The sequence below is a fragment of the Streptomyces sp. NPDC045026 genome, assembly GCF_056432625.1.
In genome coordinates this window covers 21,532-43,559 of record NZ_JBWKIS010000022.1, presented here as the reverse complement: position 1 = coordinate 43,559, position 22,028 = coordinate 21,532, and the positions used below count along the sequence as shown (strand labels likewise).

The following is a 22,028-nucleotide window of genomic DNA, read 5'->3' as shown; positions in this document are numbered from 1 at the left end:
GGGAGCCCGAGCCCGCCCACATGCTGCGTGCGCCGGATCAGGTCGTCATGAGTCTGCCGCGCTTGAGCCGGACCACCTCGTCGGAGGCGTCGGCGACCTCACGGGAGTGGGTCACCAGGATCACGCACTTTCCGTCGTCGTGCGCCAGCTTGCGGAACACCTCAACGATCCCGCCGGCGGTGTCCTGGTCGAGGCTGCCGGTGGGTTCGTCGGCGAAGAGGATGTCGACCTCGCAGGCCAGGGCGCGGGCGATGGCGACCCGCTGCTGCTGGCCACCGGAGAGTTCCAGCGTGCGACGGTGCTGGTCGACCTCGTCCACGCCCAGCAGGCCCAGGAGTTCGACGGCGCGCTGCTTCTTGTTGCCGCCCCTCACTCCGGTGATCTCCATGGCGGAGGTGATGTTCTGCACTGCTGTCATGTAGGTGAGGAGGCTCAGCGACTGGAAGACCGTCGCCACATGACGGTTGCGGTAGCGCCCGAGGCCGATCTCTGCGACGTCCTCGCCGCGGAAGCGGACGCTGCCACGGGTGGGCGAGTCGAGGCCGCTGGCCAGGGAGAGGAGGGTGGTCTTGCCGCTGCCGGAGGGACCGATGACGGAGTACATCCGGCCTGCATCGAAGGAGTAGTTGACGTCCTTGAGCACGGTGCGGCGGCTACTGCCGGACTGGTAGGCGCGGCTGACACCGGTCAGCTGGAGGATCGGGGTGGTCACGTCAGTCGCCCTTCGTGAGGATGTCGCGCGGGTTGAGACGCAGGATGCGCGTGCCGGGCACGATGGTGGCCAGGGCGGCGATGCCCAGGCCGGTGGCGCCGACCGCGCCGATGTCGCCCGCGCCGAGTTCGATGTCCATGGAGTCGATGGGCTTGCTCCGCGGTGTGTCCTGCTTCTTGAGCCCGTTCGGGTCGGACGGATCCTTCTGGGTGCCTTGGCCGGCGGCGGAGTCCTCGGCGGAGGAGACCTGACTGGAGAGCAGCTGGTCGCCGATGCCCTGCGCGATGAACTGACTGCCGGCGGCGGCGAAGCCGATCGCCAGGACCGCGCAGGCGACCACCTCCACCAAGTGCTGGCCGAGCAGCTTGGGCTTCTTCTCACCCAGCGAGAGCAGAATGCCCAGCTCCTTGCGGCGCTCGCGCATGTTGGAGGCGATGATCAGCGCGAGGATGACGGTGCCCGCGACCGCGACCAGCCAGACCGTGAGGGAGGCGAAGTCCGCCGTCTTGTTGATCGGGCCGACCAGAGTCTTGTACTGCTTGTCGTTGACGCTGATCGGGAAAATCTTGAGATCGGCGCCGGCCGCCTTCGCGTCGTCCTTCAGCTTGCCCAGGTCATCCGGGTTGCGCAGGGTGAAAGTGGCTTGACGGAGGGTCGCTCCGCCGTCGGCAGGCTCCTTACCCTGGAGGCGGGTCGCACCTTCCGGGGTGACGTAGATCTGGTTCGAGGAGTCGGCCACCGCGGGTACGTACGAGCCCGTGTCGACGGTGCCGTTCTCGTAGATGCCGCCGACGGTGAACTCGACCTCCTCGGTGCTCATCCCGCCCGAGTCCTTCGCCGCGCACCAGCGTTTCGCCGCCAACGCCTCCCACGAACTGCTCACCCCGCTGGCCACCACCAGGGCCGCGCTCCAGATCGCCGGCGACGACTCCACAGGCGAGTCGTTCGCCGAGCTCGCCCCGATGCTGCGGGAGACCAACGAACGCAACATCAGTGTCGTACGCGCGCTGCTCGACCTGGCAAGCGCTGACTACGCCCCTTTCGACCCGGATCCGGTAGACCTCGCCGAACTCGCGGAACGGGCCGCTGCCGAACGCTCCGCGCAGGCCTCGGCACGCGGCATCCGCCTCGACGTGGACACGGAATCCGGCTGCGAGACCTGCGAGGTGGCCGGAAACGCCACCCTGCTGCGGCAGTTGGTCCTCAACCTCCTCGACAACGCCCTCCTCCACAACATTTCCCCGCACGGCGATGTCCACCTTTCCGTCTTCCGGGACCGGGACGCAGCGGTGGTCATGGAGGTGGAGAACACCGGCCCGCACGTGGACAAAGCCGTTGTGGACCAGCTCTTCGAACCCTTCTACCGGGCCCGCTCCCGGGTCAGCAGCGATCGTTCCGGGCACGGCCTCGGCCTGGCCATCGTCCGCTCGATCGCCTCGGCCCACCACGGCACGGCCACAGCGAGCGCGAACCCTCAGGGCGGACTGACGGTACGTATCGAACTTCCGGTGCCCGCACTCCCAGGGTCCTAGAAGAGGCCCCCGCCCCCTGCCTTACGGCCACGATTGTCGGGGGACGCCGCAGGAGCGTCGCCGTAGGCGTACGCGGTGCGGATGTGCCCGTCGCGGGCGTGGACCACGACCTGCGCGGGGGTGTGTTCCTTGGCCCGGTCACGCGCGGAGTCGATCGCATCCTTCTGCGTGCGGTGCGGCTCGTGCAGCAGCCGACGGCCTTCCCTGCCCTCGACCTGCCACTTCACCCCCGCGTCCGCAGCCCGTTCGCCGGACGGTGTGACGTGGTAGACGGTCTGCTTCGCTGCCATGATGCTTCTCCTCGCCGTGCAGGCGGACCTCCGGCGCCCGGACGTCGCCGTCCTCTTCGGAGCCGTCTTCTTGGCCGACACGGTGATCTCGCCCTTGGAGACCTGGTAGCCCTCGCCGTTCTCGGCCTCGGTCAGCTCCTGGCCGGCCAACTCGCAGACTTTGCGGTAATGGATATAGCCGCCGTCCTCGACATCCACGCCGGACCCATTCAGTTTATCGCTCTACCTGCCGGGCCCCGGGTCGAGGCGCGAGAAGCTGACCAGTCCCGGCGGAGCTGACATCAGCCCCGGGAAACCGCGCCCTGGCACGTATAGGCGGCGTGAACCAGGCCTCCGGACCCGACCGCGAGAGATCACCCAGCAGAAGGGCCGGTCGGCAGGGCCGAGCAGGAAAAATGCCGAATGAGCGAAGAAGCCGCAGGCTGGATGGGAACAGCTCGCCCGCGTATCCACCGAACAGCCGCGAAGCTGCCCTGTTGTCACTCTCCGTAGCAGCGAGTCCCCGCCGCACGGCGTGACGAACACACCGATCGAAAGGCGCACGCAGCTCATGAACGACGTCACAGGTAAGGCGACCACCTCGGATGCCGGGATTCCGGTCGAGAGCGACGAGCACTCGCTCACCGTCGGCGCCGGTGGCCCGATCCTCCTGCAGGACTCCTATCTGATCGAGCAGATGGCACAGTTCAACCGGGAGCGCATTCCTGAGCGGCAGCCGCACGCCAAGGGCAGCGGCGCCTTCGGCCACTTCGAGGTCACCGCAGACGTCAGCGCCTACACGAAGGCCGCAGTCTTCCAGCCGGGCACGCGCACCGATCTGGTGACCCGGTTCTCGACCGTCGCCGGCGAGCGCGGGAGCCCGGACACCTGGCGTGACCCGCGCGGATTCGCGGTGAAGTTCTACACCACCGACGGCAACTACGACATGGTGGGGAACAACACCCCGGTCTTCTTCGTGAAGGACCCGATGAAGTTCCAGCACTTCATCCGCTCCCAGAAACGCCGCGCGGACAACAACCTCCGTGACCACGACATGCAGTGGGACTTCTGGACCCTCTCACCCGAATCCGCGCACCAGGTCACGTGGCTCATGGGCGACCGGGGCATCCCGCGCACCTGGCGCCACATGAACGGCTACACCTCGCACACGTACATGTGGATCAACGCCCAGGGCGAGCGGTTCTGGGTGAAGTACCACTTCAAGACCGACCAGGGCATCGAGTTCTTCACCCAGGACGAGGGTGACCAGATGTGCGCGGCCGACACGGACTATCACACCCGGGATCTCTTCGAGCACATCCGGGACGGCGATCACCCGAGCTGGACGCTGCACGTGCAGGTCATGCCGTACGACGAGGCGGCCACCTACCGCTTCAACCCGTTCGACCTGACCAAGGTGTGGCCACACAGCGACTACCCGCTGATCGAGGTCGGCAAGATGACCCTCGACCGCAACCCCACGGACAATCACGCCGAGATCGAACAGGCCGCGTTCCAGCCCAACAACCTCGTCCCCGGGATCGGCCCCAGCCCCGACCGCATGCTGCTGGCGCGACTCTTCTCCTACGCCGACGCGCACCGTCACCGCATTGGCGGCAACTACCAGCAGCTTCCGGTCAACGCTCCCATCGCGCCGGTGAACACATACTCCAAAGACGGAGCCATGGCGTACCGCAAGACCGAGGACCCGGTCTACGCCCCCAACTCCAAGGGCGGCCCGGCAGCCGACACGGGCCGCTACTCGCCGCCCAGTTGGTACGCGGACGGCGACATCACGCGCGCCGCGTACGTCGACCATGCCGATGACGACGACTGGGGTCAGCCGGGCACGCTGGTGCGCGAGGTCCTCGACGACGCCGCGCGCGACCGTCTCGTGGACAACGTCGTCGGGCACCTGCTCAACGGGGTGAGTGAACCCGTCCTCGCCAGGGCCTTCGATTACTGGTCCAACATCGACAAGTCCCTCGGTGAGCGCATCCAGCAGGGCGTGCGAGCCAAGGCTGACGAGAAGGACCCCAAGGCGGAGGAGCAGGCAAACCCTGCCCGGAGCAGCATGCAGAGGAAAGCCTGAGCTATCGAACTCGCAGCCCGCTCTGAGACCAATTCTCGGTCTCACTCCATGGACCGCACGTTGCCAGCGCTACGCATCAGAGCTTTCGCCAGCGGGCGCAGGCCCAGGAGAACATCCCGTAAGCCATGAGGCCGACCGCGATGAACATCAGAAGCCAGGGACCGAAAGGTGTATCGGCGAAAGAGCGCAGAGTGTCGTCCATACCCTTGGCCTTGCCGGCCTTGTGCTGGACGGCCGCCGTAAGGGCGAAACCGCCTGCGACAGCGAAGATGACGCCCCGAGCCGTACCGCCGAACACCCCGAGCACAGTGACCACCTGACGGGCTTTCGGAGACATCCCGGACATCTTCAGGTGCTCTTGGAACTTGCGTCTCAGGGCCCTCACCGCGATCCATACACCGGCCGCGGCCACCGCGGCGCCGGCGATGGCGACGATCCACTGGCCTGCCGGCCAATCCAGAACCTTCGCCGTAACGTCGCGGGAGTTCTCGTCCGAGGCACCGCTTCCGCTGCTCTTGTCGCCGGCCGCGTAGGACAGCACGGAGTACGAGACGAATCCGTAGAAGACAGCACGGCCTGCGGCCATGGCCCGCTTGTTCGCCCTCCTGCCATCGGGCCCTGCCTGGCCGAACGCGGCCCCGGACAGCCTCCACACGGCCATGCCGGCCAGGGCTGCGCCGAGGAGCCAGAGCAGAGCGGCACCGAAGGGCTTGCCCGCGATCTCCGCGATGGCCCCGCCCCGGTCCGCCTGCTTGCCACCCCCGTCCGAGAAGGAAATCCGCAGCGAAAGAACGCCGATCAGTACGTAGATGATCCCGCGAGCGACGAACCCCGCACGGGCGCCCGCTGCAACTGCCGTGCTGTTCGCGGCGCGTCGCGCCTGACCGCGCCCGCGTGCCGCTGCCGATCCAGGAGTCATGTCCACCGTCTGCCCCCGCTGGAAGAATCGACCCCTGGCACATTGCGCATTCCGGAGTCGTGTCTTCCTCACTGGAGACGACAGGAAGAGCAACGTGGTGACGCTGCTGGGCGACGGTGCCGAGATGTTCGCTGCCAGTCATTGCCCCTTGTCACGTCGGCGGAGCAACCTCGGCGAAGGGAACAGTGTGGATTGCCGACGCATGGGCCGCAGAGAGACGGGCACACGGACAAAACATGGAGAAACCAAGCGCCCGCAAGATTCGCTGGTGGCGGGGGTTTTGACCCCTTCCCGGCTATGCAGACGGCGGGAAGCGGATGCCGTCGGGCAGACAGAATGCCGACGCATACCGACGAGACTTGACGAGAGGAACACCCATGATTGTGCTCGGAGCCATTCTGCTCGTAATAGGCATGTTGGTCGGTATCTCGTTGCTGACGACGGTCGGCGGCATCCTTGTCGTTGTCGGTGCAGTCCTGTGGATTCTCGGCGCCAGCGGGCGTGCAGTGGGGGGACGTAGGCACTACTTCTAGGGAAGCGTTGATCGGTGTTCACGTGGACACCGACACCACGCGCCCTCAGAGCATGTCTCTGTGATGGGTCGGTCAATTGATCGGACACGCCTGCACGGATAGTGGGACACCTGATGGAACTCGTACGCACCAAACATGTTGCCGTGGTCGCTCATCGCGACCGCGGGATTGCCCTGACGCTCGATTTCGCCGAACACCACAGCCGTAGGTGGCGCCGCGCAGGCCGACGATGGTGCCGCTCGGGAGGCGACGCGGGAGCTCAGGTCTGGTGACGGGTGCGACTCGGCTGTCGAAATGTTGCTGTCCTCCTCACCGAGATTGAGGAGGACAGCAACCGTGCGTGGGGTTCAGGCCGACGGGAGTTCGCGGCCCTTGACGCTGGTGATGAACATGCACCGTGTCCAGACCGGGGGTGGAAGGGAATCGCTGGTCATTGTTGGAGCGAGCAGGCGGATCCTGCCTGGCACCCCGGTCCACTGCCGGCACAGGAGTGCGTTGATGACCCTGCGGTGGCCGATCCAACGGCCGCCGCGCCGCTCGGACTTCCGTAGGTGCGAACCACTCGTCAGCCGCGCAGGCAATGCTCCGAGGCAGTGCGCCTGGCGCAGCTGCCGCGGTCCAGAGGCTTATTACTAGTGCTTGGAGATGTTGATGTTGTTGATGTCGCCGACGGTGAAGTTGATCAGTCCGCCGCAGGCGAGGAGGCAGAAGCCCGGGGGCGGACCGGGGGGCGTCGGGACGGACGTGACCTGGACGGTTGTGGTGTTGTGGGAGGCGTCGCACTCCGTGGTGCCGTTGTAGGCGGCGGTGATGGTGTGCGTGCCGGGGGTGGCGAACGAAGCGGGGAGATTTGCCAGGCCGTTGGCGTTCACCTGCACGGTGTCGAGCTCGACCTTATCGTCGAAGAACGTCACGCCGAGCCCGCCTGTGGGGTCGGCAGGACAGTCGACCGTGGCCGTGAGCTGGACCGTAGCGCCCACCTGAGTGGACTGCGGAGTGGCCGTCACCGTGGCGCTCGACCCTACGGCCCAGGCGGGTGAGGCCAGTCCCAGCACGGCGGCCAGGGCTGTGGTGACGACGAGTCTTGACCTGCGTGGTGTGATCCTCACCGGTTCGGCTCCTTGTTGTGTCGCAGGGCCCGCGGTTGCGGGCGCCTGGGAGCTTCACGCTATGGCGGTGCTTCTTGCCTTCCTGGGAGGCGGCGCCCACAAGTAACCTGGTTGGATCATCGGTTGAGATGGTCGTCGGGCAGTCGAGTGGCACGACGGCACGACGGGCTGTATGGGGTGTGTGCGGTGGATCGGCGTATGCGGACGTCGGGGTGTCAGATGCCGGGCGGGGCGATGCGGGTGTAGGTCAGACCGGGGCTGGTGCCGCCTGCCGTCGTGACGGTCACCGTGACCGCACCCGCGGGTCCCGCGGGTGCGACCGCCGTGATCTGTGTGTCCGACACGACGGTGAATGAGACGGCCGTACCCCCGAAGGTGACGGCCGAGGCGGTGGCCAGGTGCGTGCCGGTGAGGGTGACCACGGCGCCTGCGGACGTCGGGCCGCTACTGGGCACTACTGCCGTGAGGGTGGGCGTGGCGACATAGCTGAACGCCACGGGATTGCTCGTGCCGCCTGGCGTGATCACTGTGATCGGTGAACTCCCCGTCCCCGGCGGGGCAGTGGCCGTGATCTGTGTCGCTGACACCACGGTGAACGAGGCGGCGTTGGTGCTGCCGAACCGTACGGCACTGGCATTGAGCAGATTGCTTCCGGTCAGGGTGACCAGCACGCCGCCGGCTGCCGGGCCGAGCGCCGGGTCGGCACTGTTGAGGACGGGCGGCATGGCGTAGAAGAAGAAGGCGTCCGGGGCGCTGGTACCCCCCGGTGTCGTGACGCTCACTACTGCGGCCCCGGCACTTCCGGCGGGTGTCACGGCGGTGATCTGGGTGGCCGAGTTCACGATGAACGACGTCGCCGGGACCCCGGCGAAGGTGACCGTCGTGGCCCCGGTGAACCCGGTTCCCGTGAGGGTGACACCGGTGCCGCCCGACGTCGGACCGCTACTGGGCGCCACACCCGTGACCACCGGCACCTGCGCCACCACGTAGGTGAACGTCACCGAGTTGCTGTTACCGGTCGGATGGATCACGATCACCGCTGCCGCACCCGCGGCGTGGGGCGGGCTCACCGCTGTGATCTGGGTAGCGGAGTTGACGATGAAGGAGGTCGCGTTGGTGCTGCCGAACCGTACGGCGGTGGACCCCGTCATCCCGGTGCCGGTGAGGGTGACGGTGGTACCCCCGGTGGTGGGCCCTTGCGAGGGATTGATGGTGCTGATCGTGGGCGGCATGAGGATGCTCCTATGGCAGCCTGGGCGATGCCCGGGGTAGGTGACGCGGATGTCCGGTCCAGGCCCGGGGACAACCGTCCGGCCTGGGGCTTGGGCGGATGAGTGCCGTCCGCCCACTGGGGACCACGTGGTCGGACGGCGGACAGGGCGGGAACTACCGTTCGGGCGACGGTGGTCAAGGAAGGCTGCCGCCCGGTGAAGACCGGGCGGCAGCGGGGCTGACGGTCAGATGCCGGGAGGCGCGACGTAGGTGAACGCGCCGGCGGCCGTGTCGGAGCCGGCCGGGTTGGTCACCACCACGTCGACCGCGCCGGCAGTGCCGGGCGGGGTCACTGCCGAGACCGTGGTGGAGTTCACCAAGGTGAACGGTGCCGGGTTGCCGTCGAAGGTGACCGACCCGGTGGTGCCGAGGTTGGTGCCGGTGATGGTCACTCCGGTACCACCGGACGTCGGCCCGGCAGTGGGCGTCACCGCGGTCACGGTGGGGACGTCCACGTAGGTGTAGGACAGACCGTTGTTCGTTCCACCCGCGGTGGTCACGCTCACTCCTACGGAACCTGGTGCCGCGCCCGCCGGCACGACGACCGTGAGCTGGGTGTCGGAGACGACCGTCGGTACGGCGGAGTTGGCGCCGAACGACACACTGGTGGCCGTCGCCAGACCGACACCGTTGATCGTGACCGTGTTGGTGCCCGCCAGGGGGCCGGATGTCGGCCCGAGCGAGGACTTGAACGGGGCTCCGACGTAGAAGAACGCAAGCGGGCTGCTCGTGCCGCCCGCGGTGGTCACGGTCACTCCGACGCTGCCGGCGCCCGAGGGCGACACGGCTGTGACCTGGGTCGGTGAGACGTTGCTGAAGCTGGCGGCCGGCTTGGTGCCGAACGTGACGGCGGTGGTGCCGGACAGGTTCGTACCGGTGATTGTCACCGGCGTGCCACCGCCGGTGGATCCCTGGTTCGGGGATATAGGCATGGAGAGACTCCTTGCTGACAGGACAGGTACACAGGACACGGCGGAACCTGGGGACCGCCGGGCATCCTTCGCGGAAAGCCCTTACGGCAGGACGGACGGCTGAGCCGTGCAGCCGGTCAATGGAGTTCCCTCGTGAACGCACAAAGGAAGAACCGGCAGATGCCGCCCTTTACCGTGATCCCCGGTCGTGGGATGGGCAGCCCACCGGTTCGCTGCTTCAAGTACCCCACAAGGATGAATTTCTGACAAGGTGCCAGTCACTGCAGGTGGATGCTTGATGGGGCGCCTGCGTACCACCGGCGTGCGCCACCGATCTTCGCCTGGTCCGCACAAAAAAGACCAGCCGGCACCGCGTAAGCGGCACCGACTGGCGTTCCAACCCCACTTGGGTGCCCATCGCGATCCCGGCGGACCTGTTCCTTCCCACGTGTGAAGGGACAGGCCACCCCAGCACCACGCATCCCGAGTGGTCAGGGCTGCCCATTAGTTGGAATATGTTCAGTAACGCAGGATCCTGGCATATGCGGCAAGTTCCTGGTGGCCGGTTCACCCGATTGGCCTAACTTTGCGGATGGGGTGCTCGAAGCCGCGGCCTCTTTACGTCCTGCGGCAGCGAGCACCGGAACTGACAACGGCGGCTGGGGGCGCCCTCATCGCCCGCGCAATACAGCCAGTTCGCGATCAAGCAGTCAGGCCGTAGTCCTCCTGGTCGTGAGGCTCCTCGCGTATGCCGCCCGCGAGTTGTCCCCTGTCTCCTGACGTGTTTCGGGTAGTGGACAGGACCTCGTCGACGAAGTCCTGTGTTTTCCTGCCGGGTTGGCCGAGGTGGTGGGTGGCTTGTTGCCAGTGAGCTATCGCCGTATGCAGCCCAGCCCGGTTGCCGGCTTGGGCTTTGGTTTCATGTGGACGCGGTAGTGGATCTCGCTGTGGGGGGCGGCGGTGAGGCCGGTGGCGCTGGCTTGGCGTGCAGTGGGCAGCTCTTGGTGGGGGTCTTCGAGGGTGTGGTGGGTGGCGACGGTGTGGGCGATGTCGGTGATCTTGTGGCGCATGCGCATGCGGAGCGGGATCATCCAACGGCTGGTGCGGTAGGCGGTCGGTGCGCGCATGACCGGCTGGCTGCGCATGAACCTGGCTCCACTCATCAGGCCCCCTGGGAATCGATCATTCAGGGAAGCGGGAGGCGCTCTACCGGCGGACCGCCGAGATCAGTCCGCCGGGTCGCTCCTCGCGCTGCGGCGGGGTGCTGATCGGGCGGCCGTAGGCGGCAGCGCGCTCGTGCAGGGTGTGGCTGGCGGCCTCCCAGCCGTGCCCGGCCAGCCAGCCCACCGGGTCGTCGGGCATTTCCGAGACCCACATGGATGCCGCCGATCCCGGCGCGGGGTCCGCGCCGAAGCGTTCGATCACGCCGCGCGAGCCCAATGTCAGCCCCATCCGGCTGCCTGTCGCCGCTTGCGTGCTGATCCGGGCAAGCAGCAGTTCCACCGCGTCCTCGGGCAGATAGATCAGTAGTCCTTCGGCGATCCACGCGGTCGGCACGGCCGGGTCGTGCCCTGCAGCGGTCAGCGCGCCCGGCCAGTCCTCACGTAGATCCACCGGGACGGTGATCCGCTCGCAGCGTGCGACGGCCCGCTCCTGGCGCAGCACCGAAGCCTTGAAGTCCAGTGGCTCGGCGGTGTCGACCTCGAACAGCCGGGTGCCCTCGGGCCAGTCCATCCGGAAGGCCCGGCTGTCCATCCCGGCGCCGAGCAGCACGACCTGCCGGACCCCGGACGCGGAGGCCTGCTGCAAGAGGTCGTCGAGGAACTTCGTCCTGATGACGATGGAGAACGAGACGGCCAGTCGGCGGCGTCGCGCGGCCTCGTCATCGGGCGGCGGCGAGGAGGGCCACAGGCCGCCGGCGGTGGCGAAGGCCTGTGCCAGTGGGTCGCGGAACAGCGCGTTCTCCCGCTCGGTCTCCAGCGCCCGCACCCTGGCCACTCCCACCGCCGTTGCCCACACTCCCGACGGCTGCACCCACTCCTGCTCATCAGTCACCGTGCCAGCCTAGAAGATCGATTCCAAGGGGCCTGATGAGGGGAGCCAGGTTCTGAACTCGCCCTGGTCGACACGAATCTCACCGAGCTCGTGCCGGCAGCCCGCCGCGGACGGATGCTGGCCACCTCCTTTGCCCTCGGCATGCCGGCCGTGCCCGTGGCCGGAGCACTCGCAGCCAAGCTCCCGCACGAGCGTGTCGAGGACGGCATGCTGATCGGACACATGGTCGGGAACGACGTCGATGGGGTCGCCGAACATGGGGTCGACCGTGCGGTAGTCGGCCACGTCGTATCCGGCATCGGCCCGGGGTGACTTGTAGAAGGGGCTGAGCCAGATGGCGTTGATGCCAAGGTCACGAAGGTACGGGAGCCTGCTGTGGATGCCCTTGAGGTCGCCCATGCCGTCGGCGTCCGCGAAGCTCCGCGGATACACCTGGTGATCACGGCGTCGCGCCACCAGCCCGTAGGAGCGGAGGGCTCAGTGGTGGGGTTGGCTATCTGCTGGCTCATCCTGTCTTCGGTGCGTCAACTCGTTCGGTCATTCGGTAGTGGCGAAGAGCCGTGGAAGCAGCACTGCCCGGGGCCGGTGTCGATGTCCGGCCCGGGGCAGTGCTGCTGGCTCAGATGGAGCGACAGTGTTTCGTGCGAGGCCCCCAGGCGGGTGTCCCTCAGGGAGCGTGCTTGCTGATCAGCTCGCTCAGGTGCGTGAAGCTCTTGGTCGCGGCCTCGAGCGAGGCGCACTCGACAGAGAGCACCACATGATGGTCGGCCTGGGCGAGGGTGGACACGATGCGGTCCCAGTCGATGACCCCCTCGCCACAGGCGCAGCCGAGCATGCCGCGGACCTTGCCGCGGTAGTGCGCGGCATCCTCAGGCGAGATGTCCTTGGCATGCAGGTGAGTCACGCGGTCGACGATGTCGTCGAGCCACTGGTGCGGGTCGTTGCCGCTCAAGTAGCTGTTGCCGGTGTCCAGGTTGATTGTCAGCGCCGGGCTGTCGATGAGCCCCATGAGCCGGTCGAGACGTTCGGGAGTCGCGGTGTACTCTCCGTGTGTTTCGATGGCAATGGCGATCCCTCGCACCTCCGCGACCTTGGCGGCCTCCTGGAGCGTGTACCGCATGAGGGTGTAGTTCTCCTCCTCGGTGGTCCAGGAGGGAAGCGGCCCGTCATCGATCATGATCATCGGTGCGCCGCACTCGGCGGCGTACCGGATCGACTGCCTCAGGTACTCGACGCTGACCTCCGGTTTGGCCAGCGGTGCATGGCTGGACAGTGAGGATATGTTCAGCCCGCGGCTCTCGGCCGCGTGCTTCAGGCGCAGCGGGTCGTCGAGCATGGAGAGACTGTGGAAGTACCCGGCGGCGCTGAGGAGTTCACGGCCCCAGTGGACCATCGGTTCCACGTACTCGTAGCCGATGGCGGCGGCCTGATCCATGGCCCAGTCGAAGGAACCGTTCTCGAACCGGGCGAACTCCAGGTTGAGTCCGAGCTTGATGTTGCCCATGGTGTGCCCCTTTCGGTCGGATCGCTCAGAAGCCGCGCTGGACGACGTACTCGTCGCGCGTCGCACCGTGGTAAGCGGGGACCGTGATGTCCCACCAGCCAGTCGGGTGCATCTCCGTCCACGGCAGTTCATGGGCGCTCATGGCCTCGATGACCACCGGGCCGTTTGTGTTGAAGGCGCGGCGCACGGCTCCCTCGAGCTGTGACGGGTCCTCCACACGTTCGGCGGCGCAGCCCAGGGAAAGTGCGAACTCCGTGATGTTGACGAAGTAGGGCTTGCCGTCCTTGGTGGTCCAGCCGCTGACAATCTGACGCTCGTGGCCGAAGAGGTTGATCTGGAGGTCCTTGATGGCCTCCCAGCCGCCGTTGTTCAGCACGACGACAACGAGCGGTAGGTCGAGCATGACCGCGGTGGCCAGTTCGGTGCCGGTCTGCAGGAAGCTGCCGTCGCCGACGAGGGCCAGGACGGGCCGGTCGCCGACGGCGACCTGGGCGCCGACCGCGGCAGGCAGCCCGAACCCGATGCCGGACATGCCGCCGGCCACGATGTTGGTGCGCGGTTCGTAGATGGGGAACTCGTTGAAGGCCTGGTTGGCGGGGTTGCTGGAGTCGGTCACCAGGATGCCCTCGCGCGACAGTGCCTTGCGGATCTCCACCATGGCGCGGGAGTTGGTCATCGGCAGGTGGTCAGTGGTCCGCATGGGGCTCAGGTGAGCGTCCCACTGCGCCTTGAGGTCCTGGAGCTCGGCGAAGTACGCGGAGGAGCGCCAGTCCGGGGCCTCACCCAGCTGGTTCAGCTCGGCGAGCAGCGAGGCGAGGCTGGCTTTGGCGTCGCCCACGATGCCCACCTCGGCGGGGTAGTTACGGCCGATCTCGAAGCCGTCGATGTCGATCTGGACGAGCTTGGAGTCCGGGATGTTGAAGGTGACGCCCGGCTTGTACGAGGAGGTGATGCGGTCGCTGAAGCGGCAGCCGACCGCGAGGATCACGTCGGCGGTGCGTGTGACCCCGTTGCCGGAGATGGATCCCATGTCGCCGCAGGGCCAGGCGTACAGGTCGTGGTCGGCGGGGAAGGCGCCCTTGCCCATGAATGAGTGGGTGACCGGGGCGCCGAGGCGTTCGGCCACGGCGAGCAGTTCGGCGGTGGCCTCAGAGGCGATGACGCCGCCGCCGGTCAGGATGACCGGGCGCTTGGCCTCGGCCAGAAGTCGGGCGGCTTCGGCGATGCGCGCGGAGTCGCCGGTGGGGCGGCCGTGCGCGCGACGGCGCTGGGTCTGCTCGGGCTCGTAGTCGCCGTACTCGGCCTGCAGGTCCTGGGGGATGTCGAGCAGGACGGGGCCGCGGCGGCCTTCGTGCATGGTGTTGAAGGCCTGCGCCAGCACGGTGGGGAGCTGGTCGACCCGGCTGGGCTGCCACCAGCGCTTGACGACGGGCTCGGCCATGCGCGGGAAGTTGTTGCCGTGCGGGCGGTCGATCTCCTGCAGGACGCCGTGGTTCTCCATGTAGGTGTGCACGGCGCCGGTGATCAGCAGGAACGGCTGGGAGTCGGCGAATGCGGTTGTCAGCCCGGTGAGGGTGTTGGTCGCTCCCGGGGCCGATGGACGTACAGCAGGCGGCGATCTTCCCGGTGGCCCGGTAGTAGCCGTCGGCCATGTGGGCAGCGCCCTGTTCATGCATGGCCGGGATGACTTCGATCTCGTCCTTGCGGTCGACGAACGCATCGATGAGTGCGGTGTTGCCGTGTCCGGGAACGGCGAAGACCTTCTCGACGCCTTCGCGGATCAGGTAATCGACGACGATCTGGCCGCCGGTGAGCCTGGACATGTGTCTACCTCTTGGTCGTGTGCTGAGCGGGGACGGCTTGCTTGGTGTTTCCGACGATGTGGTCCGCGACGCGCAGCGCGTTCGCCGCGATGGTCAGCGCCGGGTTCATCACAGGCAGCGACGGAAAGAACGACGAGTCGACGACGTAGAGGTTCTCGACGTCGTGGGAGCGACAGTTGGCATCCAGGGCGGACGCGGCTGCGTCGGCGCCGGAGCGGATGGTTCCTGCCTGGTGGGAGTTCACTTCGATGCCGGTGCGCTGGCTGAAGACCAGCGGGTAACCCATGCCGCGCAGGATCTTCTTTGTCTCTCGGACCAGAACCTCGTGCGCGCGGACGTTGTTGGGCTTCCAGGCGACCTGGATGTCGCCCTTGGGAGTCAGGGTGATGCGGTTCTGCGGGTCGGGCAGGTCTTCGGTGAACAGCCACCAGTCGAGGCTGCGGTGGGCTGCGTAGCTGAGCGCCCACTTGGGGATGCCAGGGCGCTGGCCGGCCAGCATCTCGGCCTGGAGCTTGCCGATGAGCTGGACGTGGCCGAGCGGGTAGGGGTGGTCGTCGGTTCCCTTGTTGTAGAAGTCGTTGAAGTAGAGGGTCTTCTGGAACTCGGCGTTGTTCTTCCGGGTGGGGTGGACGGCGACCATGACGCTGTTGTTGTGCACCATGTAGTGGCGTCCGACCGTGCCGGAGGAGTTGCCGAGGCCCTCGGGGTGCTGCTCGTTGGCTGAACGGAGCAGCAGGGCGGCCGAGTTGACTGCGCCTGCGGACACGACGACGGTGTCGGCGTCGATGCTGATCGACGCTCCGTTGTGTGTGACGTCGACGCCGGTCGCCCGCCGGCCGGAGTCGTCGGTGCGGACGCGGGTGACGTCGGCGTTGGTGACCAGCTCCACGGAGCCTGATGCCAGGGCAGGGCGGACGAAGGTGACGTCGGCGTCGGACTTGGCCAGGACGCGGCAGGGGAACCCGTCACAGAATGCGCAGCGAATACAGCTTCCGCCGTCGCGCAGGTCGATGCCGATCGGGAGATTCGAGGGGGTCAGCCCCATTCGGGTCAGGGCGTCGGCGGCTTCCTGAACCGTGCCCTCGTGCCCGAGCGGCGGGTAGGGGAAGGGCTCGGACCGCTTCAGGGTGGGGTCGTCGTGCTGGTCGCCGTGGACCCGCAGAAGCTCCTCGGCGCGCTGGTAGTAGGGCTGCAGGTCCTCGTACTGGAAGAGCCACTTCGGCGACGTGCCGTCAGCGTGCTCGGTGGCCTTGAAGTCCTCGCGGCGGAAGCGGACCAGTGAAGAGCCGTAGAGCTTGGTGTTGCCTCCGACGTAGTAGTAGTTGCCCGGCGTGAAGGCCTTGCCGTCGACGCCGTACCACTGTTCCGCGTTCTGGTAGCGCTTGCGCTGGAAGATGGCTTCGGCGTCCCAGTTCTGCTTTTCCTGCGGCAGGAAGTCGCCGCGTTCGATGAGCAGCACGCTGGCCCCGACGTCCTTCAACGCATAGGCCATCGCGGCGCCGCCCATGCCTGAGCCGACGATCACGAAGTCGTAGCGCGTCTTGGTGGGGCCGTCATTGGGAAGAGTCGGTTTTCCACTCATGGGAGTTCATCCCTCGCTGGAGATCTGGAGTGTGCGGAGGACCTGCTGCAGAGCAGGGAGCAGGCGTCGGTCGTGGTGAGGAAGTTGTTCTTCCGACGTCACGGTCAGGGGCGCCAGCCGGCCGAAGAGGCGACGCAGCCCCTGTTTGGTTATTCGATTAACTGAATGGGAGATTAACACCCTGACCTGCACTGTCAACCGCTTCGCAGGCTCGGACCGACGCTCAACGGCAAGGCCTCTGGGTAAGGTTGATCGATAGCTGGGCGAGCGAGGGGAAGCGGAGATCGTGGTCACGATGCGAGATGTCGCCCAGGCGGCAGGCGTCTCCCAGGCGGCGATCTCGTACGCCTACAACCGGCCGGAGAAGCTCTCGGCGGCCCAGCGGGAGCGCATCCTTCAGGTCGCTGACCAGCTTGGCTACGTCGGTCCCCATTCGGCCGGCCGGACCCTGCGCACGGGGCAGGTCGGCGCAATCGGCCTGATGATCACCGACTCGCTGCCGTACGCCTTCGACGATCCCGCCACCAGCGCCCTCCTCAAAGGAATCTCCGAGGCGGGAGAGGTGGCGGAGACCGCGCTCACTCTGCTGCCGTGCCCACTGGAGTCTGATCAGCTGGCGCAGCGCTCGGGAGTGGTGATGCGGGGCCTGGTCGACGGTTTCCTGGCGTACGCGATGCCCGAGGGGCACCCTGCGGTGGAGACCGTGCTGCGCAGAAAACTTCCGGTGGTGGTCATCGACGGGCCGAATCCGGGCGGACTGGCGTGGGTCGGGATCCGGGACCGGGAGGCCGCCCGCTCGGCCGCTGCCCACGTGCTTGGCCTGGGCCACCGGTCGGTCGGGATTCTGGTCGATCGTCTGGTGCCTGACGGGCACAGTGGCCCGGTCTCCCCGGCCAGGCGCCGCCAGGCCCGCGACCGCGTCATGCGGGAGCGGCTGGCGGGTTTTGCCGCCGCCTTCCGCGCGGCCGGTGTGCCCTGGGGGTCGGCCACCGTCATCGAGGCAGGCGGCTTCAACGAAGCCGCCTCCGTCTCGGCTGCCGAGGCCTTGCTCGATGCCGGGCCGATGACGGCCGTGCTCGCCGCCACCGATGTCCTCGCATTGGCCACGATGGGCGTGGCGCGCAGCCGAGGCCTGAGCGTTCCCGGGGACCTTTCGGTGATCGGTTTCGATGATCTGCCTGCGGCTGCCGGAGCCCAACTGACCACCGTGCGGCAGCCGTTGGTTGACAAGGGACGTCAAGCCACTCAGTTGCTGCTGGATGTGATCGATGGCGGGGAGCCGCGGGAGATCTGTCTGCCGACCGAGCTGGTCGTGCGTGGCACGACAGCTCCGCCCGGACATCGCTGAGACCTCCGCAGCCACGGCTACTGCCGGGCTTCGTCGAGACGAATGTCCCGATCGGTCCACGACAGGGTCGTCCCACCGTGACGTGCGGCCCGCAGGTCACCCGAGCGAGCATGCCCCTCGAAGTTCTCCAGGCGGGAGGCGCGGCCGCAGATCTCACCCAACAGCGCGCTACTGGCCTTGTCCCTGACCTCCTGGTAGGTGACGGTCTTGAGGTACTTACCGACCCACAGTCCGCCCGTGTAGCGAGCAGCGCCCATGGTCGGCAGGACGTGGTTGGTGCCGATGACCTTGTCGCCGTAGGGCACGCATGTGTCCTGGCCGAGGAACAGCGCGCCGTAGTCCCTCATGCCGGTGAGGGCGTCGCGCGGTTCGGCGGTGAAGACCTGTACGTGCTCGCTCGCGTAGGTGTCGGCCAGGGCGAAGGCCTCTTCCTGGTTGTCGACGAGGATGACCTCGCCGTGATCACGCCATGCGGCACCGGCGACCTTGCCGGTGGGCAGTCCCGGCAGCAGTTCCTCGATGTGCTCGAGGGTGCGCCGGCCGACCTCGCGGGAGGTGGTGATGAGCACTGCGGGAGAGTCGGGGCCGTGTTCTGCCTGGCTGAGCAGATCGACGGCGACGGTGAACGGGTCGGCGGTTTCATCGGCGACGATGAGGACCTCGGTGGGGCCGGCGAACAGGTCGATGCCCACCTCGCCGAACAGCTGCCGCTTCGCCTCGGCGACGTAGGCGTTACCGGGACCGGCCAGCATGTTGACCGGGGCGATCGTCTCGGTGCCCAGGGCGAGCGCGGCCACAGCCTGCACTCCGCCGAGCACGTAGATCTCCTCGGCCCCGGCCAGGTGCATCGCGGCGACACTGATGGGAGGCGGCGTGCCCTGGTTGGGAGGGGTGGTGGCGGCCACTCGCTCCACGCCCGCGACCTTCGCAGTCACGATGGTCATGTGGGCCGAGGCGGTGAGCGGGTAGCGTCCGCCAGGCACGTAGGCCCCCGCCGCGGTGACGGGGATGTTGCGCTGTCCCAGGAAAACACCGGGCAAGGGCTCGATCTCGAAGTCGTGCAGAGAGTCGCGCTGCGCCTGGGCAAAGTTCTGCACCTGGTGCTGCACGAAACGCAGGTCGTCGAGGACAGTGGTGGGCACCGAAGAGACTATGGAGTGGATCTCCTGCGGGGTGAGCCGGTAGGAATCCCGGTTCCAGGAGTCGAACTTGGTGGAGTACCGGCGGACGGCGTCGTCGCCGTTGGCCCGCACATCGGCAATGACCTCGGCCACGGTGTCGACGACATCCGGGCGGCTGGCGCGAACCGTGTTCTTGGACGGCGCGGACTTGAGAATGACAGGCACGGCTGCGTCTCCTCGTGTTTCAGAGCGGAAGAGCTACAGAGCTCGGCTGGAGGGTGGGAATGGGCGGAGTCAACGCCGTCCACTGGCTAGTCTCACCGGACCGTCGTCCCGACCAAAGACACATAGTGGGAACCAACTGCTTCCCTGGATGCACAGTGTGTTCGGGGACGGGGCTACCGGTGGCACACCGCCTGCATCGGCTGTGATCAGCGGCGATGTCGCCCGGCTACCGGAGTGACCTGACTCAGGCGTTCTGCGGAAAGCCAAGGTTGATGCCGCCATGACTGGGGTCGAGCCAGCGGGACGTGATCACCTTGCCCCGCGTGAAGAAGTGGACGCCCTCGGTGCCGTGAGCATGACTGTCTCCGAACAGCGAGTGCTTCCACCCGCCGAAGGAGTAGTAAGCCATCGGGACCGGAATCGGAACGTTGATACCGATCATGCCGACCTTGATCTCATTGGAGAACTGCCGTGCGGCGCCACCGTCGTTGGTGAAGATCGCGGTCCCGTTGCCGTACGGACTGTCGTTGATGAGCTTCACGGCCTCGTCGTACGAGTCGACCCGGACCACGGAGAGCACCGGCCCGAAGATCTCGTTGGTGTAGATGCTCATGTCGGCGGCGACGTGGTCGAAGAGGGTGGGGCCGACGAAGAAGCCCTCCCCCTCCGCATCGGGCTTGACGGTGCGGCCGTCCACCACGAGCGACGCGCCCGCCTTCTCCCCGGCGTCGATGTAGCCGGAGACACGCTGCTGGGCCTGTGCGGTAATCAGCGGGCCCATGTCGCAGCCGCGGGTGCCGTCACCGGTGCGCAGCTTCAACGTGCGCTCCTTGATCTTTGCGACCAGTTCGTCGGCGATATTGCCGACCGCGACCACCGCGGAGATGGCCATGCATCGTTCGCCGGCCGAGCCGAAGCCGGCGTTGATGGCCTGGTCGGCGGCCAGGTCAAGATCTGCGTCGGGCAGGACGATCATGTGGTTCTTGGCGCCGCCCAGCGCCTGGACGCGCTTGCCGTGTGCGGCGGCCGTCTCGTACACGTACTGAGCGATGGGGGTTGATCCCACGAAGGAGATGGAGTCCACGTCGGGGTGGGTGAGCAGACCCTCTACGGCGGTCTTGTCACCGTTCAGGACGTTGAACACGCCGTCGGGCAGCCCGGCTTCCTTCCACAGTTCCGCCAGCCACAGCGCGGCGCTGGGCACCTTCTCACTGGGCTTGAGGACGACGGTGTTGCCGGCCGCGATGGCGATGGGGAAGAACCACAGGGGCACCATGGCAGGGAAGTTGAAGGGCGCGATGATGCCAACGACGCCAAGCGGCTGGCGCACGGAGTGGACATCGACGCGAGTGGAGGCGTTCTCGGTGAAGCCGCCCTTGAGGAGATGCGCGATGCCGCACGCGAACTCGACGACCTCCTGCCCGCGGCTTACCTCGCCGAGTGCATCGGAGAGCACCTTGCCGTGCTCTGAGGTGATGATCTCGGCGAGTTCGGGCTTGCGCTCATTCAGCAGCTCGCGGAAGCGGAAGAGGATGCGGGTGCGTGCCGCCAGCGAAGTGTCACGCCAGGCCGGGAAGGCGGCCGCGGCGGCTCCGATGATCTCGTTGACGTCGCTCTCTGCGGCGAGGGCAAGTTGGGCAGTGACCTCGCCGGTCGCAGGGTTGGTGACGTCGGCGAAACGGTCGGCGATGCCTTCGTAAGCGCTGCCGTGTCGCCAGTGGTGCAGGGTGAGTGCCATGTTCCAAGTCCCTTGCTGGTGTCAGTCAGAGCGGGGTCCGGGGGCGTCTGGTGCCGGGCAGACCGAGCTTGGTGGAGCGGAATCGCCGTATCAGGGGCGATGCGGAGGCCGATGAAGGCAGGTCTAGGCCTGGACCTCGATGAGGGCACGGCCGACGATCTTTCCTTCGCTGAGGAGGCGGTAGGCCTCGTCGGCCCGTTCCAGAGGGAAGCGCTGGCTGATCAGCGCTCCAGGGTCGAGTCGCCTGTCGGCTACGAGCTGCCCCAGGTGCGCCAGGTCGCTGCGTGGCCTTCCTCCGAAAGAGCCGCAAATCTGGATCTTGCGGCGGACGATCCGCGTGATCTCGACCTCGGCGGTACGGCCGGCGGGCGCGATCCCGATCATCACGCACCGGCCGCCGTCCGCGGCCATGTCGGTGGCCTGCCGGAAGGTGGTGGGCTGCCCAATGGCCTCAAGGACGAGGCTGGAACCCCCGCCCGTGATCTCGCGTACCGCTTCAACCGCGTCGCTCGCAGAGGCATTGACCACCTCCGTGGCTCCCAGACGCTTGGCGGTGCTGAGCCGGTCGTCGGCAATGTCGACGGCAACGATCTGGCCGGCTCCCAGCGCCTTGGCCACCGCCACCGCGCTGAGACCGACACCGCCCGCGCCAATGACCACGACCGGAGCGCCCTCGCGGAGTTCGCCCACGTGAACCAGCGCGCCGTAGGCGGTCAGAAACGCGCAGCCGAGGATCGCTGAGTCCTTGAGATGGCTGCCGACGGGTACCGGGGCCGCACCGAGCGCGGGCAGTACGGCGTACTCGGCCAGTCCCGCCATTGAGTACATCCAGACGGGATCACCGTTCGCGTCGAACAACCGCGTAGTGCCGTCGTAGAGCGTGCCGTTGAGCCGGTTGTGCGCGAAGAAGGGCTCGCACAGCTCTTCACGTCCCGACGTACACATGGCACAGGCCCCGCACGGCATGATGAAGGCGCCGACGACGCTCTGGCCTTCGCTGAGGCGCTCCACGCCAGCTCCTACCTCAACCACCGTGCCGGAGATCTCGTGGCCGAATACCGCGGGAAAGGGGAAGGCAACCGAGCCGTCCTGGACGTGGAGATCCGTGTGGCAGACGCCGCAGGCTGCGACCCGCACCAAGATCTCTCCCGGCCCGGGGCGGGGGATGCGCAGGTCGGCTATGTCGAACGATCCGGACGGGCGGGAGACAACTGCGGCTCTCATGAGTACTCCTTAAACAGGCTTCCCGCGCTGCACGTTTGCGCGTGGGGCACCACGCGAGT

At 67.2% G+C, this 22,028-nt stretch carries 20 protein-coding genes and 1 pseudogene; 4 read left to right on the top strand and 17 right to left on the bottom strand.

Annotated features, from left to right (window positions below):
• Positions 1-37: 37 nt before the first annotated feature.
• Positions 38-712, bottom strand: a complete 675-nt coding sequence (locus AC07EJ_RS33645) for an ABC transporter ATP-binding protein (RefSeq protein WP_478885679.1) — start codon at positions 710-712, stop codon at positions 38-40.
• 1 nt (position 713) lies between these two features.
• Complete coding sequence (locus AC07EJ_RS33640; RefSeq protein WP_478885678.1) at positions 714-1,532, bottom strand: ABC transporter permease; 819 nt, start codon at positions 1,530-1,532, stop codon at positions 714-716.
• Here AC07EJ_RS33640 and AC07EJ_RS33635 point away from each other — a divergent pair.
• Complete coding sequence (locus AC07EJ_RS33635; protein ID WP_478885677.1) at positions 1,507-2,244, top strand: sensor histidine kinase; 738 nt, start codon at positions 1,507-1,509, stop codon at positions 2,242-2,244. The genes AC07EJ_RS33640 and AC07EJ_RS33635 overlap by 26 nt on opposite strands.
• Here AC07EJ_RS33635 and AC07EJ_RS33630 read toward each other — a convergent pair.
• A complete protein-coding gene (locus AC07EJ_RS33630) occupies positions 2,241-2,732 on the bottom strand; it encodes a DUF2188 domain-containing protein (RefSeq protein WP_393585391.1) in 492 nt (163 codons plus the stop codon). The two genes, AC07EJ_RS33635 and AC07EJ_RS33630, sit on opposite strands and share 4 nt — an antisense overlap.
• Positions 2,733-3,084: 352 nt before the next feature.
• On the opposite strand from AC07EJ_RS33630, the gene AC07EJ_RS33625 reads away from it, so the two are divergent.
• Positions 3,085-4,605: a catalase gene (locus tag AC07EJ_RS33625; RefSeq protein ID WP_478885676.1), complete on the top strand. Its 1,521-nt coding sequence runs from the start codon at positions 3,085-3,087 to the stop codon at positions 4,603-4,605.
• A gap of 76 nt (positions 4,606-4,681) precedes the next feature.
• Here the strand turns inward: AC07EJ_RS33625 and AC07EJ_RS33620 are convergent, their stop codons facing one another.
• Positions 4,682-5,524: a DUF1206 domain-containing protein gene (locus AC07EJ_RS33620; RefSeq protein ID WP_478885675.1), complete on the bottom strand. Its 843-nt coding sequence runs from the start codon at positions 5,522-5,524 to the stop codon at positions 4,682-4,684.
• Positions 5,525-5,901: 377 nt separating this feature from the next.
• On the opposite strand from AC07EJ_RS33620, the gene AC07EJ_RS33615 reads away from it, so the two are divergent.
• A complete protein-coding gene (locus AC07EJ_RS33615; RefSeq protein ID WP_362908401.1) occupies positions 5,902-6,057 on the top strand; it encodes a DUF6131 family protein in 156 nt (51 codons plus the stop codon).
• Positions 6,058-6,689: 632 nt separating this feature from the next.
• On the opposite strand, the gene AC07EJ_RS33610 is transcribed toward AC07EJ_RS33615, so the two are convergent.
• The 10 genes and pseudogenes from AC07EJ_RS33610 to AC07EJ_RS33565 all read right to left on the bottom strand — a co-directional run bounded on the left by AC07EJ_RS33610 (position 6,690) and on the right by AC07EJ_RS33565 (position 16,313).
• Positions 6,690-7,166, bottom strand: coding sequence for an Ig-like domain-containing protein (locus AC07EJ_RS33610; protein ID WP_389491072.1), 477 nt, complete (start codon positions 7,164-7,166; stop codon positions 6,690-6,692).
• Positions 7,167-7,381: 215 nt separating this feature from the next.
• Positions 7,382-8,398: an IPT/TIG domain-containing protein gene (locus AC07EJ_RS33605; RefSeq protein WP_478885674.1), complete on the bottom strand. Its 1,017-nt coding sequence runs from the start codon at positions 8,396-8,398 to the stop codon at positions 7,382-7,384.
• A 225-nt stretch (positions 8,399-8,623) separates the two neighbouring features.
• A complete protein-coding gene (locus tag AC07EJ_RS33600) occupies positions 8,624-9,370 on the bottom strand; it encodes an IPT/TIG domain-containing protein (protein ID WP_389491068.1) in 747 nt (248 codons plus the stop codon).
• Between the two features lie 851 nt (positions 9,371-10,221).
• Positions 10,222-10,512, bottom strand: coding sequence for a hypothetical protein (locus AC07EJ_RS33595; RefSeq protein WP_478885673.1), 291 nt, complete (start codon positions 10,510-10,512; stop codon positions 10,222-10,224).
• A gap of 43 nt (positions 10,513-10,555) precedes the next feature.
• Positions 10,556-11,404, bottom strand: coding sequence for a class I SAM-dependent methyltransferase (locus tag AC07EJ_RS33590; protein WP_478885672.1), 849 nt, complete (start codon positions 11,402-11,404; stop codon positions 10,556-10,558).
• Between the two features lie 9 nt (positions 11,405-11,413).
• The gene (locus AC07EJ_RS33585) at positions 11,414-11,836 is read right to left on the bottom strand and encodes an alpha-amylase family glycosyl hydrolase (protein ID WP_389491061.1); all 423 of its coding nucleotides are present in this window, start codon (positions 11,834-11,836) and stop codon (positions 11,414-11,416) included.
• A 235-nt stretch (positions 11,837-12,071) separates the two neighbouring features.
• Positions 12,072-12,908: a sugar phosphate isomerase/epimerase family protein gene (locus AC07EJ_RS33580; RefSeq protein WP_389491059.1), complete on the bottom strand. Its 837-nt coding sequence runs from the start codon at positions 12,906-12,908 to the stop codon at positions 12,072-12,074.
• 25 nt (positions 12,909-12,933) lie between these two features.
• A complete protein-coding gene (locus AC07EJ_RS33575) occupies positions 12,934-14,580 on the bottom strand; it encodes a thiamine pyrophosphate-binding protein (RefSeq protein ID WP_478885671.1) in 1,647 nt (548 codons plus the stop codon).
• A pseudogene (locus AC07EJ_RS33570) lies at positions 14,570-14,731 on the bottom strand (thiamine pyrophosphate-binding protein); the annotation flags it as partial. The gene AC07EJ_RS33575 and the pseudogene AC07EJ_RS33570, both read right to left, overlap by 11 nt.
• 4 nt (positions 14,732-14,735) lie before the next feature.
• On the bottom strand, positions 14,736-16,313 hold the full coding sequence (locus tag AC07EJ_RS33565; protein WP_478885670.1) for a GMC family oxidoreductase: 1,578 nt from the start codon (positions 16,311-16,313) through the stop codon (positions 14,736-14,738).
• 295 nt (positions 16,314-16,608) lie between these two features.
• Between AC07EJ_RS33565 and AC07EJ_RS33560 the strand changes: the two genes are divergently transcribed.
• The gene (locus AC07EJ_RS33560) at positions 16,609-17,661 is read left to right on the top strand and encodes a LacI family DNA-binding transcriptional regulator (protein ID WP_389489588.1); all 1,053 of its coding nucleotides are present in this window, start codon (positions 16,609-16,611) and stop codon (positions 17,659-17,661) included.
• Positions 17,662-17,678: 17 nt separating this feature from the next.
• Here AC07EJ_RS33560 and hisD read toward each other — a convergent pair whose 3' ends face one another.
• The 3 genes from hisD to AC07EJ_RS33545 all read right to left on the bottom strand — a co-directional run bounded on the left by hisD (position 17,679) and on the right by AC07EJ_RS33545 (position 21,969).
• On the bottom strand, positions 17,679-19,007 hold the full coding sequence (hisD, locus tag AC07EJ_RS33555) for a histidinol dehydrogenase (protein WP_389489508.1): 1,329 nt from the start codon (positions 19,005-19,007) through the stop codon (positions 17,679-17,681).
• Between the two features lie 244 nt (positions 19,008-19,251).
• Positions 19,252-20,745, bottom strand: coding sequence for a CoA-acylating methylmalonate-semialdehyde dehydrogenase (locus AC07EJ_RS33550; RefSeq protein ID WP_478885669.1), 1,494 nt, complete (start codon positions 20,743-20,745; stop codon positions 19,252-19,254).
• A 123-nt stretch (positions 20,746-20,868) separates the two neighbouring features.
• The gene (locus AC07EJ_RS33545; protein ID WP_389489512.1) at positions 20,869-21,969 is read right to left on the bottom strand and encodes a zinc-binding dehydrogenase; all 1,101 of its coding nucleotides are present in this window, start codon (positions 21,967-21,969) and stop codon (positions 20,869-20,871) included.
• Positions 21,970-22,028 lie beyond the last annotated feature (59 nt).

What these genes read in the sequence shown, in the direction of transcription:
- AC07EJ_RS33605 (WP_478885674.1), bottom strand. Translation starts at nt 8,398, where the DNA reads ATGCCGCCCACGATCAGCACCATCAATCCCTCGCAAGGGCCCACCACC.
- AC07EJ_RS33615 (WP_362908401.1), top strand. Translation starts at nt 5,902, where the DNA reads ATGATTGTGCTCGGAGCCATTCTGCTCGTAATAGGCATGTTGGTCGGT.
- AC07EJ_RS33565 (WP_478885670.1), bottom strand. Translation starts at nt 16,313, where the DNA reads ATGAGTGGAAAACCGACTCTTCCCAATGACGGCCCCACCAAGACGCGC.
- AC07EJ_RS33545 (WP_389489512.1), bottom strand. Translation starts at nt 21,969, where the DNA reads ATGAGAGCCGCAGTTGTCTCCCGCCCGTCCGGATCGTTCGACATAGCC.
- AC07EJ_RS33640 (WP_478885678.1), bottom strand. Translation starts at nt 1,532, where the DNA reads ATGAGCACCGAGGAGGTCGAGTTCACCGTCGGCGGCATCTACGAGAAC.
- AC07EJ_RS33580 (WP_389491059.1), bottom strand. Translation starts at nt 12,908, where the DNA reads ATGGGCAACATCAAGCTCGGACTCAACCTGGAGTTCGCCCGGTTCGAG.
- AC07EJ_RS33600 (WP_389491068.1), bottom strand. Translation starts at nt 9,370, where the DNA reads ATGCCTATATCCCCGAACCAGGGATCCACCGGCGGTGGCACGCCGGTG.
- AC07EJ_RS33575 (WP_478885671.1), bottom strand. Translation starts at nt 14,580, where the DNA reads ATGAACAGGGCGCTGCCCACATGGCCGACGGCTACTACCGGGCCACCG.
- AC07EJ_RS33550 (WP_478885669.1), bottom strand. Translation starts at nt 20,745, where the DNA reads ATGGCACTCACCCTGCACCACTGGCGACACGGCAGCGCTTACGAAGGC.
- AC07EJ_RS33625 (WP_478885676.1), top strand. Translation starts at nt 3,085, where the DNA reads ATGAACGACGTCACAGGTAAGGCGACCACCTCGGATGCCGGGATTCCG.
- AC07EJ_RS33620 (WP_478885675.1), bottom strand. Translation starts at nt 5,524, where the DNA reads ATGACTCCTGGATCGGCAGCGGCACGCGGGCGCGGTCAGGCGCGACGC.
- AC07EJ_RS33560 (WP_389489588.1), top strand. Translation starts at nt 16,609, where the DNA reads ATGCGAGATGTCGCCCAGGCGGCAGGCGTCTCCCAGGCGGCGATCTCG.
- AC07EJ_RS33595 (WP_478885673.1), bottom strand. Translation starts at nt 10,512, where the DNA reads ATGAGTGGAGCCAGGTTCATGCGCAGCCAGCCGGTCATGCGCGCACCG.